This is a genomic window from Phaeobacter sp. CECT 5382, from assembly GCF_001457775.1.
Lineage (GTDB): Bacteria > Pseudomonadota > Alphaproteobacteria > Rhodobacterales > Rhodobacteraceae > Pseudophaeobacter.
Window position 1 is genome coordinate 21,578 of sequence record NZ_CYSG01000007.1, and the last position, 12,612, is coordinate 34,189.

Sequence of the window (12,612 nt, forward strand, 5' to 3'; positions counted from 1 at the left end):
CTAAAGATCCTTGCCTGCAACATCGGGCCGCAGGCGTTCCAGCGCGTTGAGTACTTCTTCGTGATGTGGATGTATAGCCTTGGCCCGCAAATAGGCCGCATAGGCACGCTTGGGTTCGCGGAACTGCTCAAACACTGTGCCCAGCGCATAGATTGCATTGTAGTCATTCGGATTGAGCGCCAACGCACGTTCAAGATCAGCCACCGAAGGCCCATACAGCCCCGCTGCATGATAGGCGCGCGCGCGCTCGAACCATCCGCGGGCAAAATCCGGGGCGTGGTCCGTCAGCGCAGTGAGATGTTCGATTGCCGCGTCGACATCGCCTGCCTCAAACGCCTTGGTCGCGCGTGACAGCAACAGATCCATGGCTGGGGATCCGCTTTTGCGCCACAGCGCCTGCAATTCGCGGTCCAGTTTGCGGGCCGTTTTGGCATCGGCGGAAACCAGCGCAGAAAGCAGTGCAGATTCGTCGCCCTGAGATTGTGCCGATGTTGCCAAAGGCACGGAAATCGTGACTGTTAGCAGCGTTGCCGCCACGATAGCTTTGAGGTTCAGGTGATTTGCAATCATGATGGTGCCCAGTGTAACCCTACGCCGCATTTTTTCCAGTGCTGGTAGCAATTGCTTCACGCAAACTTGCGAAACCCGGACCAAAGCGCGGTACAAATGAACAAAGGACGAAACGATGAGCGAAACACTTGAACAGGCCGCAGCAGCCATGAACGAAAAACTGAGCGGCAGCGATTTTGACGCATCAGCCAAGTTCGAAATCGAAGGTATGGGCGCAATCGTGCTGGATGGTGACGGTGCGCGTGTGAGCGATGACGAAGCCGATGTTACCATGTCCGCAGATGCCGAGACCTTTCAGGCGATCCTGACCGGCGACATCAACCCCACCAGCGCCTTCATGTCCGGTAAACTGACAATCGACGGTGACATGGGTACCGCAATGAAGCTGGCTTCGGTGCTGGCCTGATGGACAAAAGCCTGATGGACCTGACCCCAGCCCCCTATTTTGCTGAAATTGCACAGGGACCAGCCGCCGGTCAGGCCCATTGGGCGACCACTGATGACGGGTTGCGCATTCGGGTCGGCCACTGGCGCCCCGAATCCACAGAGCCGGTCAAAGGAACTGTGCTTATCTTTCCTGGTCGCACAGAATACGTCGAGAAATACGGCCCCGCCGCCATTGATCTGGGCAAACGCGGCTATGCCAGCCTTGCCGTGGACTGGCGCGGCCAGGGGCTAGCGGATCGCATGCTGCCAGACCGGCGTCTGGGCCATGTCGAAGACTTCGGCGATTTCCAGAAGGACGTGGCCGCAGTTGTTAAGCTGGCCCAACAGCTGGACCTGCCGCAACCCTGGTTCCTGCTGGCTCATTCGATGGGCGGTGCCATCGGCCTGCGCGCCCTGATGCAGGATCTGCCGGTCAGGGCCTGCGCCTTTACTGGCCCCATGTGGGGCATTCAAATTCCAACCGTGATGAAGCCACTGGCCCTGCTTTTGGGCACCTTGGCACCGACCCTTGGTTTTAGTGCACGACGGGTTCCAACCACGACCCAGGGCCACTATGTGGAAACCGCCCCCTTCAAGGGCAATACCCTGACAAATGATCCAGCGATGTATCAAATGATGATCGATCAGCTGACTGCCCAGCCGGATCTGGTGCTGGGTGGCCCGACCATTAACTGGCTGCTCGAGGGGTTGAAGGAATGCGAAGCCCTGGCACAGGAAGCATCGCCTGCCCTGCCCTGCATCACCTTTCTTGGCACCCAGGAGCAGATCGTCAATGCGGAGGCGATCCACAACCGCATGGCCCGCTGGCCCGGTGGCGAGCTGGAACTGGTGGACCCCGGCCAACATGAAATCATCATGGAAGGCGAAGCGACGCGCGACGCCGCCTTTGACAAGATGACACGACTGTTTGATCAGTACGGCCAACAGCAATAGCCCCGGGTCCACGCCTGCAAACACTGCGCACCAGCCTTCGGCCTAGGCTGGCGCAGTAAAGGCGCGTTTGCGTAAAAATCACGCTGTTCTTTGCCGTCAATGCTGGTCGCCAGGTCGGCCCTTGCTTGTGATCCCGTCACGCGCCCCTTAGATATTGTGCAAAGCCAAAAAACACCAAACATGCCCGCCAAGGAGGCCCCATGTTGAACCTGCCCTTTCCCGCCCTCTCTGCAACCAAAATGACCCTGCTACGCGATGCTAATGCATCCTCTGGCTCTGAGGGGCTGGGCAACCTGCCGGAATGGGATCTGAGCGATCTCTATACCTCGGACGAGGCGCCGGAACTCGACCGTGATCTGGACTGGCTGGAGCAGGAATGCGCTGCCTTTGCCGGTGACTACGAAGGCAAGCTGGCAGATTTGGATGCCGCAGGCCTGCTGAACTGCATCCTGCGCAACGAAAAGATCAACGCTATTGCCGGGCGTATCATGTCCTATGCCGGTCTGCGCTACTATCAGCTGACAACGGACGCGGATCGCGCCAAGTTCATGTCCGACATGCAGGAAAAGATCACCGTTTTCACCACGCCGCTGGTGTTTTTCACGCTGGAGATCAACCGCATTGATGATGACGTGCTGGCAGCACATTTTGCCGCCAACGCAGATCTCTCTCGCTATGAACCGGTGTTTGAACGCATCCGCGCCATGAAACCCTATCAGCTCTCGGACGAGCTGGAAAAATTCCTGCATGATCTGGGCGTCGTCGGCGACGCCTGGGAGCGGCTGTTTGACGAAACTATTGCAGGGCTCACCTTCACCATCGACGGCCAGGAGCTGAACATCGAGGGCACGCTGAACCTGCTGACGGAACAGGATCGCAGTAAACGCGAGGCGGCTTCGCGCGAATTGGCGCGGGTGTTTCAGGACAACATCAAAACTTTTGCTCGTGTGCACAACACGCAAGCCAAGGAAAAAGAGATCGTTGATCGCTGGCGCGGCATGCCAACGCCGCAGACCGGGCGCCATTTGTCGAACCATGTCGAGCCCGAAGTGGTCGAAGCCCTGCGCGAAGCCGTTGTGGCCGCCTACCCCAAACTGTCGCACCGCTATTATGAGCTGAAGCGCAAATGGCTGGGGCTGGACCGGATGCAGGTCTGGGACCGCAACGCCCCGTTGCCAATGGAAGACAGTCGCGTGGTGGATTGGGATACCGCCGAAAAAACCGTGATGGAGGCCTATACTGCCTTTGATCCGCGTATGGGCGAGATCGCAGCCCCGTTCTTTTCCAAAGGCTGGATTGATGCGGGCGTGAAACCCGGCAAGGCTCCTGGTGCTTTTGCCCACCCCACCGTGACCGACGTGCACCCCTATGTGATGCTAAACTATCTGGGCAAGCCGCGCGATGTGATGACCCTCGCACATGAGCTGGGCCACGGCGTGCATCAGGTTCTGGCCGCCGATCAGGGCGAGATGCTGTCATCGACCCCGCTGACCCTGGCCGAAACCGCAAGTGTCTTTGGCGAGATGCTGACCTTCCGCAAGATGCTGGACGGCGCCGAAACCAAGGAACAGCGCAAGATCCTGCTGGCCGGCAAGGTCGAGGACATGATCAACACCGTGGTGCGCCAGATCGCGTTCTACGATTTTGAATGCAAACTGCATGCTGCCCGTTCTGAGGGTGAGCTGACACCGGATGACATCAACGTACTCTGGATGTCGGTACAGGCAGAATCCCTGGGCGAAGCTTTTGACTTCATGGAAGGCTACGAAACCTTCTGGGCCTATATCCCGCACTTCGTGCATTCGCCCTTTTATGTCTATGCCTACGCCTTTGGCGACGGCTTGGTGAACGCGCTGTATTCGGTCTATGCCGAGGGCGGTGAAGGTTTTGAGGACAAGTATTTCGACATGCTCAAGGCTGGCGGCTCCAAGCACCACAAAGAGCTGCTGGCTCCTTTTGGCCTCGATGCGTCGGACCCAAAATTCTGGGACAAGGGCCTCAGTATGATTTCCGGCATGATCGATGAGCTGGAAGCCATGGAGGACTGATGCCCATCAGCCTGCGCCCCGTTTCGCCCGAAGACTTTGATCTAGTGTGCCACATTCAGGTGGAAGCTGATCAGATACTTTTTTCAGGCACCGTAGCGCAGGCCTTTGCAGCAAACGAGGAAGGCGTGGATTTTCACGCCATCCTTGACCAAGACAGGCCCGTCGGATTTTTCAAGCTGGATTGGCTGTTTCACCAACAGTATGGTTTTGCCCAAGCGAATGAGCTGGGCCTGCGGGCCTTTATGATCGACCGCCGCCATCAGGGCAAAGGTGTGGCAACGGCAGCGGTACGGACACTAAAATCCTATATCCCTGGCCTCTATCCATCCCACAAAGCCGTGGTTCTGACGGTGAACATGCAGAATGTTCCAGCCATTCGCTGCTACAAGGCAGGTGGATTTGTAGATACTGGTGATATCTACCCACATGGTATGGCAGGTCCGCAGCATATTATGCGTTTGGACCTTTAAAGCCCGGAATTCACTTGAACAGCGCGCCATCCGCCGGGTGGCGGATGGCCAGTTTTCCCATTCCCAACAGTGCCTTACAGATTGGGGAAGTAGTCTTCGCACTCGCCATCGCGATAGACGTCGGCGGTGCAGCAGTGCAGACCACCGCCAAAGGCATAGGCGTCGCGCAGCTCGACCTCGACCACTTCCATCCCCAGCTTGTCCATCTGCTCAGCCTGATAGACCTCGGATTTCTCGACACAGACGGTTTTGGGATCCAGCACCAACACATTCATGCTGAGCCAGGTGGAGGAATAACACAGCGCCGGTGGTGTGTTATGTGCGGGACGTACCGCGTCGACGATCTCCCAACCGTTCTTGTTGAACATCTCACGCTGCTCTTCCGGCAAGCGGCGCTGTGGGTTGTTCAGGATAAGGCCCGGGCGCAACGGCGTGAAGGTGGCGTCAATGTGGATCGGGTAGGGGTCACCGGGGAAGTTCACCGTGTGCACGCGGTGATCCGGGAAATGGCGGCGCAGCCATTCGATGCCTTTGAGGTTGGTGGTAAAACCATGCTGCACCACCAGATCCTTGCCAAAGCGCAGCACGTCAGCGGCATCAAACAAAGGCTCTTCCTCGGTGGTCACAAAGAATTTTTCGGCAGCCCATTGCAGGCGTTTTTCTTCACCAATCTTTTCGCTCAGATAATCCGGGTGGTAGTCCGCATCCGTCAGGCGCGGCTTGGGCGCCGCCTCATGACGGAATTTCGGGTCCTCTTCCCAATACTGTTTCAGCAACGGGCGATAGTTCAGATATTCGAACCAGCGGCACCGATAGGACATGGTTGCTTCCAGCATCTCGTGGCCCACTGTCAGCAACACATCGCGCGGCGGCATGCAGCCAAACTGGCTGTCAGTGTGGAAATCCGGTGTCGTCACGGGCTGCGAATGATCGATAGAGCTCGGGCGGTCAACGCGAATGTCACGCTTACGCAGCTGGCTGGCAAAGTTGTCCAAAAGCTCGTTCGCACGATCAATGGTTTCCTGCGGGCGACGGCCCCACTGGCCACGCATGTCGCTGTCTTCGGGAACCTTGGCATCCAAGGCGGGCTCTTCTGGCGGAATGTGGCAATCATCTGCCCGCCCCACGATCACATGGCGCAGCGTATCCCATTCATTCCAGCTTTTGACTTCTGTTTTATCCGGCGACCAGGCCATGGATGCCTCCCGTTCTGATGGGAGACAAAGGCGGGGCCTTCAATCTCCCGATTGAAAGTCCCGGCGTACAGGAGCGTGATTTGAGGGCAAAAGCAGACTACTCTCTGGCGACGCCATCGCCTGTGAACCCAGAGCAAGATATAGCATTGTCAAACTGCACGGGAAAGACGTTTCAGAGACAGGAAGAGCCCCGCGTATTTAGGTCGCAGGTCATGTTTCACTCCAAGCACAAAACGGTTTCAGACATTTCTGATGATTTTTTTTGAAATTCGTCTAAGCTGAGCCTGTCAGGTCCTCAAACTGATAGGTTGTGCTTTTATGTCTAGGAAATTCGTTCATTTCATTGAAGACATCTCTAGCAAGATGGTCTCTGCTGTCACACCAGATGACCGATGGGCCCAGTTCGGTGCCATTTTGGCAAAGTTTGGGGCCAATGCTGTGAATGCCGCCGAAATAGATGTCAAAGCCGGAGCACCGCTCTGGTTTCGCAGCTCACTCAAAGAACCGATCCTTAAGACCTATCTTTCCGAGGGTCACTTTGAGAACGACATTGTTGTAAGGCACGCAGCGCAGGATGGCGCTCCCCTAGTTTGGTGTCCTCAAAACCAGTTGCGCCACATGAGTGACAAAAAGCAGCGAAGCTTTGGCAAATTCGTTCTGAACTCGGGATATCATTCTCTTGTTTCTCACACCATGAATGGGCCTATTTCGGGGCGTGTTCGAAATTTGACTTTCTGCACCCAACACGCCCCGCAAGAAATCCTGCAGGCGACAAACCTCAAGCGTATTCAGCTGGCTCTGAACCTCCTGTTGCCCTGGCTTGAATGGCCAAAGGACCAAAGCCAGCCCCAGTGTATCCCCATTGCCCGCCCCGCCCTGTCGCCCCGAGAGAGCGAAGCGCTCAGCTATCTTGCCAATGGGTTGATGAACGCCCGCATTGCCAGGGCGATGAACATCACAGAAGCAACGGTTGCCAAACATCTGAATGGGGCGAAGCTCAAGCTTGGCGCTAAGACACGCACCCAAGCGGTTGCCATCGCCATCCTAGAGCATCGCATTCAGCTGTAAACATAGCGAAACCACTACCTGTTCCTACCCTCTCAATCCGCCCACACTTTGAGGCGTGATTTCGCAGTTCAACAGTTCTTGATTGTAAGAGGGAATGCATATGTTTGATTTTCAAAGCTCAGCCAAATTTATCACGAGTGCGGTTTTTGCCTGTCTTGTTGCAGCCACACCATCAAAGGCCGTTTCGCCGGACCGGCAACGCCCCGTCAGCGGTGAAAGCGTCATCGAGATCTACTCCGGGAAGACCTGGATCTGGGAACACGGCGGATCCTACTGGGGTAGAGACGGCAGCTTTCGCGGTCTTTGGAAAGAAACGAACGTCGGGATCGGCAAATGGTATGCCACCAGCAAAGGTAAACTTTGCTACGAGGCCACTTGGTATGGCGCCAAAGATTCGCCAGGCGAAGACATCAAGCGCTGCTGGCGTCATGTGGTCGATAGCGAGGGGGCTATATGGAAACAAAACATGGATACTAAAGATTGGTACAGGCCAACAAAGGAATTTTCCGAACGCTTGCAGGCCGGCAACAAGGTCCAAGCCGCAGTCAATCGTCTAGTCCGCAGATACGGGATCTAGTTGAGGGTTCGTCGGACTACTTTAATTGGCTGTCTTTTGAACCACGTCGATTGATACCACCGCGCGTCTTATGCGCGCCGTCACGCTCCTGCTGACACTCGATGCAAAGCTTTACCCCGGGAACTGCCAAACGGCGCTTCTCGGGGATCTCTTCCTCACATTCGGCACAATGGCTCAGGCTTTCCCCCTGGGGCCGTTTTTGTGCCTGCATCCGCGCCAGCTCATCCTTGAGTGTCGCCTCGATCTGCTCACTCACCGCGCCGTCCTGCGCCCATCCACCTGCCATGAAACGTCCTCCTGTCGCCACATAGGCCTGCCCTTCATGAGACACGACCCTAAACCAAAACTGATCCGGCCCGCAAACCCGCCCATTTGGCGCCAGCGCCGCCGCGTTTCATTTCCGTAAAACGGGCATGCCACCTAAATTAGTGAACCACGGAATATCTGACAATTACAGTCAAATATTTGAAATTGAACGCTTTTCCCACACACCGCTATTGACGGCGCGGCCACTGCACTTTATTCAAGTTACAGGAACTGCAGCTAGCCGGATCACTAGGCAGCAAGCAGCACGCTAATCCAGCCAGTCCAGGCCCCCCTGGACAAGCCAGACAGCCAGCCCCGCCAGCAACTTAATGATCTTAGCCAGCCGTTCCTCTTCGTTTGGAATTTAGACTTATCCTGATTTCGGTCCAGCGCCCTGATAGCTTTGCTGCCGACAGGGGGGGGCCAGAAACATCGATCAAAGCAAGGTACGCCCTACGCCCGCCAGCCCTAAAGGCCAGCCCGCTCGCAGTTTCAGATTTCGTGACAGCTCTCTATCGCCAGCTGACAGCAAGCCAATAAGAACACAAGGTAACGCGACCACAGCAAAAACAGAGGGCGAAGCGCGTCGGCTCCGCCCCCTGTGGCTAAATCCTAACCTGTTATTGCAGCGCTGGTCGTTTTGCCGAACCATCCATTTCGGAACACGGCAGGCCTACGACTTGGTTACTGTGTCGCCAGCATGCCTTTGGCGGCGGCCAACTCGCGCATTTTCTTTTGCAGTTTTTCAAAGGCGCGCACCTCAATCTGACGGATCCGCTCCCGGCTCACATCATATTGCGTGCTCAGCTCTTCCAAGGTTTTGACCTTATCCGCCAAACGCCGCTGGGTGAGAATATCCTTCTCCCGGTCGTTCAGCACATCAAGGGCCTGCCCCAACAGTTCGCGGCGGGCTTCCAGCTCATCACGGGCTTCATAATCGCCGGCCTGGTCCGCATCCTCGTCTTCGAGCCAGTCCTGCCACTGCATGGTGCCCTCGCCCTCGCTGCCAACTGTGGCATTGAGCGAGGCATCCCCACCGGACATGCGGCGGTTCATTGAGATCACTTCAGCTTCGGTCACACCCAGATCATGGGCAATCTTGGCGACGTTCTCAGGACGCAGGTCGCCCTCTTCCAATGCGCCAATACGGGCCTTGGCCTTGCGCAGGTTGAAAAACAGCTTCTTTTGCGCCGAGGTAGTGCCAAGTTTCACCATCGACCAAGACCGCAGGACATACTCCTGGATCGAGGCACGGATCCACCACATGGCATAGGTCGCCAAACGGAAGCCTTTTTCGGGATCAAAGCGTTTGACCGCCTGCATCAGACCGACGTTTGCTTCGGAAATAACTTCGGCCTGTGGCAGGCCATAGCCGCGATAGCCCATGGCAATCTTAGCGGCCAAGCGCAGGTGCGAGGTGACCATCCGATGCGCAGCACCAGTGTCTTCCTTTTCCACCCAGGCCTTTGCCAGCATGTATTCTTCTTCCGGCTCCAACAGAGGGAATTTGCGAATTTCCTGCATGTAGCGGTTCAGACCACCCTCAGGGGTTGGTGCGGGCAGATTTGCATAATTAGCCATTCAGTCGGTCCCTCCCAAATACATCTGGTCTCGATGTTTATTAACTTAACATTACTTCATATGGGTTAGCGCCAAACACCTTTCAAGAGGTGCCTACAAGAAACACTATATATTTCGCCATCAGAACTATCTGTGACATCCGTCACAGATAGCAAAATTTAATATCACTTAGTTTCAGGAGCTTGTCTCAAAACGGCAATCAAGCCTGCCATGTCATCCGGCAAGGGCGCTTCAAATCGCATTGCCTCACCGCTGACGGGGTGAATGAACCCCAAGACCGCCGCATGCAGTGCCTGTCGGGGAAAAGACTGAACTGCTGCAATAGCGGCCGGGGTCAGCGACTTGGCAGCCAGTTTCCGTTTGCCACCATAGGTCGGATCCCCAACCAGACTGTGGCCCGCATGAGTCATATGCACCCGGATCTGATGGGTACGCCCGGTTTCCAGCCAGCATTCAATCAGGGCTGCTACTGGTGGGGTGCCAAAGGGCTCGACAATACGGGACCGCGTCACCGCGTGGCGTCCGCCCTGAAACAACACCGCCTGGCGCTGCCGGTCATGTTTGTGACGTGCCAGCTGGGTCGTCAGCTTCAGAATGTTTCCGGTCTCGAAACTGGTGCCCCGCACACCGCGCAGACGCGGGTCATTAGCATCGGGCACACCATAACAAATGGCGCGGTAGTAGCGTTCTACCGTGTGTTTCTCGAACTGGGTCGCCAGCCCCTGATGTGCCACATCGGATTTTGCGACAACCAGCAACCCCGAGGTTTCTTTGTCGATGCGGTGCACGATACCGGGGCGCTTTACACCGCCAACACCCGACAGGTTTTCACCACAGTGATGCAGCAGCGCATTCACCAATGTGCCCGACGGTGTGCCCGGTGCCGGGTGCACAACCATGCCAGCAGGCTTGTTGATGACAATCAGATCGTCATCTTCATAAATCACGTCCAGCGGGATGTCTTCGGGGCCGATATGGCTGTCTTCGGCCTCTTCCACTGCAATGCGGATCTGCGCGCCTTCGGCAACACGCGCCTTGGCATCCGTGACCACGACATCATCCACCATCAGGCTACCGGCCTCGATCAGGCGGGAAAGACGCGTACGCGACAAGGTCGCTTCCTCTGGCACATCGCGCGAAACCGCTTTATCAAGCCGCTTAGGCGGGTTTTCCGCAATGACAAACTCAATCCGGCGGCTGCCCATGACTGATCCTTCCAAGCCTGAAATCCAAGATGAGCCTCCGCAGCTCAAATTCCTGCGGCGACTGGTCACCACTTTGACTGTGGTGATGATTGGCGGGCTTGTAGTGGTTATCAGCCTGCTTGTCATCCGCTTGTCTGCTGATGGCCCCAGCCTGCCCGCAGACCTGACACTGCCCGCAGGTGTCACCGCGCAGGCTGTGACCTTTGGTCAGGGCTGGGTCGCGGTTGTGACCACCGACAACCGGATCCTGATTCTGGATCCCGAGACCAGCGCGCTGCGCCAGGAAATCGCGATCACCCCGCCAGCGACCGATTAAGCCCGCATCTCGTCAGCGACCTCCAGTGACCTCCCGCTACCAAAGGCCCTGCTAGGCGGTCTCATCCACCAGCTGCACGCCCCAGCTTTGCTCGACCAGATCCTGCCCGAACGAATGCACTGGCTTGCTACTGAGCAGCTGCCAGCCGAAGGCCGTGTATAGGGCGCAGGCTGCATGGTGGCTTTCATGGGTCCAAAGCTGCATGTCGCGATACCCTGCGCTGCGCGCAAAATTCATACACTGACGCAGCAGCAGTTTTCCCAATCCCTGACCGCGAGCCTCTGGCGTGAGCAGAAACAGCCGCAGCTTTGCAGTCTGCGAGCCTTGGCGCACACAAAAGATCGACCCCAGGCGCTGATCGCCACGGTGGGCGATCCAGCCCTGTTCGCAAGCCGGGTCATGATCAAGGCAGAAGTCATGTAGAATTTCCGCGACCAGAGGGCCAAAGCTTTCATCAAAGCCTTCATCACGCGCATAGAGATCCTGATGGCGGGCAACCAGCCACTGGCTATCTGTAGGAACGAATCGGCGGAGCGCAATTTCGGACATGCCCCATCAAAGCCCAGAGCCCGCTTGCCTTTCAACCCTCTGCGGTCTAGCACCTAAGACTGGCAATAATATGCGACCGCAGGAGTGCAAAATGGGTATCAATAGCGAACGCGATATCGAAGCAAACATGCAGATCGGCCCCACCGATCAGGGTATGGTGCGTCTCTTTATTCAGGCAGGCGACGTCGAGATCCCGATGGATTTCGACCCCGAGGAAGCCGAAGAGATTGCCGAAGAAATCCGCGCCGCAGCCCAAGCTGCCCGGATTGTCGCAGGTTAATCACAGGTAGGCTTATCAAAGGCAGGCCGGTTACGCCTCCGTCTCTGCTTTACCATGGGCCCCTGCCACAGTATTTGTGGCGGGCGGCATCACATCAGATTTAGCCCCCAACCACCGCTCTGTCGCTCATGTCCGGCCCGTCACGGCTCTCCAGTCACAGCTCTGAAGAGGGCTGGGAAATCAAAAGCCCGTCACGCCCAAAACGCGGATCGCGCAGCGACTGTAAACGCCGCGCTGCATCCATGGCAAATTTCTGCACCAGCTTCTTGCGCCGCGCCCCTGCCAGCTTTTCCTCTGGCGCCATGCGTACCACCTCGCCATCATAGTCATCCGCAATGATCAGGCCGGTCTCATCCGGCAACAGCTCGACCGGGAATTCCAGGTCCACTGCCCAGAAATAACGGTCGCACCAGTCCAGATAACCCTGCCACTTATTGTCTGACTGAAAATCAGCGCGGCTGGATTTGCATTCGACCACCCACAGCTCGCCCTTGGGGCCCAAGGCCATCACATCCACCCGCAGCCCGCGCATGGGGACAAATTCCTCCAGCACGGCAAAGCCAAGCCCGCGCAGATGCCGCGACACACCACGGGCCAATCGCTGTCCTGGTTGCAAGTCACTAGCCATACCCAAATGTGAACAATAGGAGAACGAATTGCAAGCCCTCCTATAGCGTCCAGTCCCCATCCCCCGAACCGCAGCACCGCTATTTCATCGCGCGGCGGCTCCATTTTGACAGGACTGTTTTGCCAAGCCCCCTTGCTTTGGCTCTCGGCTGTGACTACCTAGTGTCGTGGCGGGTTCTGCCCTTCTCGTGACAGGCAGCATTCCAGTGGCCTTAAGCAATTCCACGGGAGCTGGCTCTGTTCGGATCCTGGTCCGTTTACCTGGCGCCCACCTGTACATACAGGTCCCCGGGAATCAAAGCCGCACGGATGTTTGGTGGTCCCGTCACATTTCATGCCAGATGCTCCAGACGTAGCTGGCACAAAACAATAGTCGGCAAAGAAAAACCCGCGCCTCTCTTCAGAGGGCGCGGGTTTTTCTTTATATGACCACAGATGT

Annotated in this window: 15 protein-coding genes; 8 read left to right on the top strand and 7 right to left on the bottom strand. The window is 56.8% G+C overall.

What is annotated here, in order from left to right; all coding sequences use genetic code 11:
* A complete protein-coding gene (locus PH5382_RS09130) occupies window positions 1–570 on the bottom strand; it encodes a tetratricopeptide repeat protein (RefSeq protein WP_058334076.1) in 570 nt (189 codons plus the stop codon).
* Window positions 571–685: 115 nt separating this feature from the next.
* On the opposite strand from PH5382_RS09130, the gene PH5382_RS09135 reads away from it, so the two are divergent.
* From PH5382_RS09135 to PH5382_RS09150, 4 genes are all read left to right on the top strand, one after another.
* Window positions 686–976, top strand: coding sequence for an SCP2 sterol-binding domain-containing protein (locus PH5382_RS09135; RefSeq protein WP_058334077.1), 291 nt, complete (start codon window positions 686–688; stop codon window positions 974–976).
* Complete coding sequence (locus PH5382_RS09140; protein ID WP_058334078.1) at window positions 976–1,950, top strand: alpha/beta fold hydrolase; 975 nt, start codon at window positions 976–978, stop codon at window positions 1,948–1,950. Before PH5382_RS09135 ends, PH5382_RS09140 begins: the two co-directional genes overlap by 1 nt.
* A 200-nt stretch (window positions 1,951–2,150) precedes the next feature.
* Complete coding sequence (locus tag PH5382_RS09145; RefSeq protein ID WP_058334079.1) at window positions 2,151–3,998, top strand: M3 family oligoendopeptidase; 1,848 nt, start codon at window positions 2,151–2,153, stop codon at window positions 3,996–3,998.
* Window positions 3,998–4,468, top strand: coding sequence for a GNAT family N-acetyltransferase (locus tag PH5382_RS09150; protein ID WP_058334080.1), 471 nt, complete (start codon window positions 3,998–4,000; stop codon window positions 4,466–4,468). The genes PH5382_RS09145 and PH5382_RS09150 overlap by 1 nt, the downstream gene beginning before the upstream one ends.
* A gap of 74 nt (window positions 4,469–4,542) precedes the next feature.
* Here PH5382_RS09150 and PH5382_RS09155 read toward each other — a convergent pair whose 3' ends face one another.
* Window positions 4,543–5,664, bottom strand: a complete 1,122-nt coding sequence (locus tag PH5382_RS09155; protein ID WP_058334081.1) for a serine/threonine protein kinase — start codon at window positions 5,662–5,664, stop codon at window positions 4,543–4,545.
* Between the two features lie 318 nt (window positions 5,665–5,982).
* Here PH5382_RS09155 and PH5382_RS09165 point away from each other — a divergent pair, with 318 nt between their 5' ends.
* Window positions 5,983–6,732, top strand: a complete 750-nt coding sequence (locus PH5382_RS09165; RefSeq protein ID WP_082645613.1) for a helix-turn-helix transcriptional regulator — start codon at window positions 5,983–5,985, stop codon at window positions 6,730–6,732.
* 100 nt (window positions 6,733–6,832) lie between these two features.
* Window positions 6,833–7,309, top strand: coding sequence for a DUF995 domain-containing protein (locus PH5382_RS09170; protein WP_058334084.1), 477 nt, complete (start codon window positions 6,833–6,835; stop codon window positions 7,307–7,309).
* A gap of 16 nt (window positions 7,310–7,325) precedes the next feature.
* On the opposite strand, the gene PH5382_RS09175 is transcribed toward PH5382_RS09170, so the two are convergent.
* The 3 genes from PH5382_RS09175 to PH5382_RS09185 form a co-directional block, all read right to left on the bottom strand.
* Complete coding sequence (locus PH5382_RS09175) at window positions 7,326–7,595, bottom strand: DksA/TraR family C4-type zinc finger protein (protein ID WP_058334085.1); 270 nt, start codon at window positions 7,593–7,595, stop codon at window positions 7,326–7,328.
* A gap of 704 nt (window positions 7,596–8,299) precedes the next feature.
* Complete coding sequence (gene rpoH, locus PH5382_RS09180; protein WP_058334086.1) at window positions 8,300–9,196, bottom strand: RNA polymerase sigma factor RpoH; 897 nt, start codon at window positions 9,194–9,196, stop codon at window positions 8,300–8,302.
* Between the two features lie 164 nt (window positions 9,197–9,360).
* Complete coding sequence (locus PH5382_RS09185) at window positions 9,361–10,401, bottom strand: RluA family pseudouridine synthase (RefSeq protein ID WP_058334087.1); 1,041 nt, start codon at window positions 10,399–10,401, stop codon at window positions 9,361–9,363.
* Between PH5382_RS09185 and PH5382_RS09190 the strand changes: the two genes are divergently transcribed.
* The gene (locus PH5382_RS09190; protein WP_058334088.1) at window positions 10,400–10,717 is read left to right on the top strand and encodes a DUF6476 family protein; all 318 of its coding nucleotides are present in this window, start codon (window positions 10,400–10,402) and stop codon (window positions 10,715–10,717) included. The genes PH5382_RS09185 and PH5382_RS09190 overlap by 2 nt on opposite strands.
* Window positions 10,718–10,768: 51 nt before the next feature.
* Here PH5382_RS09190 and PH5382_RS09195 read toward each other — a convergent pair whose 3' ends face one another.
* Window positions 10,769–11,266 carry a GNAT family N-acetyltransferase gene (locus PH5382_RS09195; protein ID WP_058334089.1) on the bottom strand — a complete coding sequence of 166 codons (498 nt, stop codon included), beginning with the start codon at window positions 11,264–11,266 and terminating at the stop codon, window positions 10,769–10,771.
* Between the two features lie 91 nt (window positions 11,267–11,357).
* Between PH5382_RS09195 and PH5382_RS09200 the strand changes: the two genes are divergently transcribed.
* On the top strand, window positions 11,358–11,546 hold the full coding sequence (locus tag PH5382_RS09200; RefSeq protein ID WP_058334090.1) for a DUF6324 family protein: 189 nt from the start codon (window positions 11,358–11,360) through the stop codon (window positions 11,544–11,546).
* Between the two features lie 154 nt (window positions 11,547–11,700).
* On the opposite strand, the gene PH5382_RS09205 is transcribed toward PH5382_RS09200, so the two are convergent.
* Entirely contained in the window at window positions 11,701–12,174 is a 474-nt protein-coding gene (locus tag PH5382_RS09205) for an MmcB family DNA repair protein (protein WP_058334091.1), read from the bottom strand.
* Window positions 12,175–12,612 lie beyond the last annotated feature (438 nt).

Coding starts and splice junctions, on each gene's coding strand:
- PH5382_RS09130 (WP_058334076.1), bottom strand. CDS start 570: ATGATTGCAAATCACCTGAACCTCAAAGCTATCGTGGCGGCAACGCTG.
- PH5382_RS09135 (WP_058334077.1), top strand. CDS start 686: ATGAGCGAAACACTTGAACAGGCCGCAGCAGCCATGAACGAAAAACTG.
- PH5382_RS09140 (WP_058334078.1), top strand. CDS start 976: ATGGACAAAAGCCTGATGGACCTGACCCCAGCCCCCTATTTTGCTGAA.
- PH5382_RS09145 (WP_058334079.1), top strand. CDS start 2,151: ATGTTGAACCTGCCCTTTCCCGCCCTCTCTGCAACCAAAATGACCCTG.
- PH5382_RS09150 (WP_058334080.1), top strand. CDS start 3,998: ATGCCCATCAGCCTGCGCCCCGTTTCGCCCGAAGACTTTGATCTAGTG.
- PH5382_RS09155 (WP_058334081.1), bottom strand. CDS start 5,664: ATGGCCTGGTCGCCGGATAAAACAGAAGTCAAAAGCTGGAATGAATGG.
- PH5382_RS09165 (WP_082645613.1), top strand. CDS start 5,983: ATGTCTAGGAAATTCGTTCATTTCATTGAAGACATCTCTAGCAAGATG.
- PH5382_RS09170 (WP_058334084.1), top strand. CDS start 6,833: ATGTTTGATTTTCAAAGCTCAGCCAAATTTATCACGAGTGCGGTTTTT.
- PH5382_RS09175 (WP_058334085.1), bottom strand. CDS start 7,595: ATGGCAGGTGGATGGGCGCAGGACGGCGCGGTGAGTGAGCAGATCGAG.
- rpoH (WP_058334086.1), bottom strand. CDS start 9,196: ATGGCTAATTATGCAAATCTGCCCGCACCAACCCCTGAGGGTGGTCTG.
- PH5382_RS09190 (WP_058334088.1), top strand. CDS start 10,400: ATGACTGATCCTTCCAAGCCTGAAATCCAAGATGAGCCTCCGCAGCTC.
- PH5382_RS09185 (WP_058334087.1), bottom strand. CDS start 10,401: ATGGGCAGCCGCCGGATTGAGTTTGTCATTGCGGAAAACCCGCCTAAG.
- PH5382_RS09195 (WP_058334089.1), bottom strand. CDS start 11,266: ATGTCCGAAATTGCGCTCCGCCGATTCGTTCCTACAGATAGCCAGTGG.
- PH5382_RS09200 (WP_058334090.1), top strand. CDS start 11,358: ATGGGTATCAATAGCGAACGCGATATCGAAGCAAACATGCAGATCGGC.
- PH5382_RS09205 (WP_058334091.1), bottom strand. CDS start 12,174: ATGGCTAGTGACTTGCAACCAGGACAGCGATTGGCCCGTGGTGTGTCG.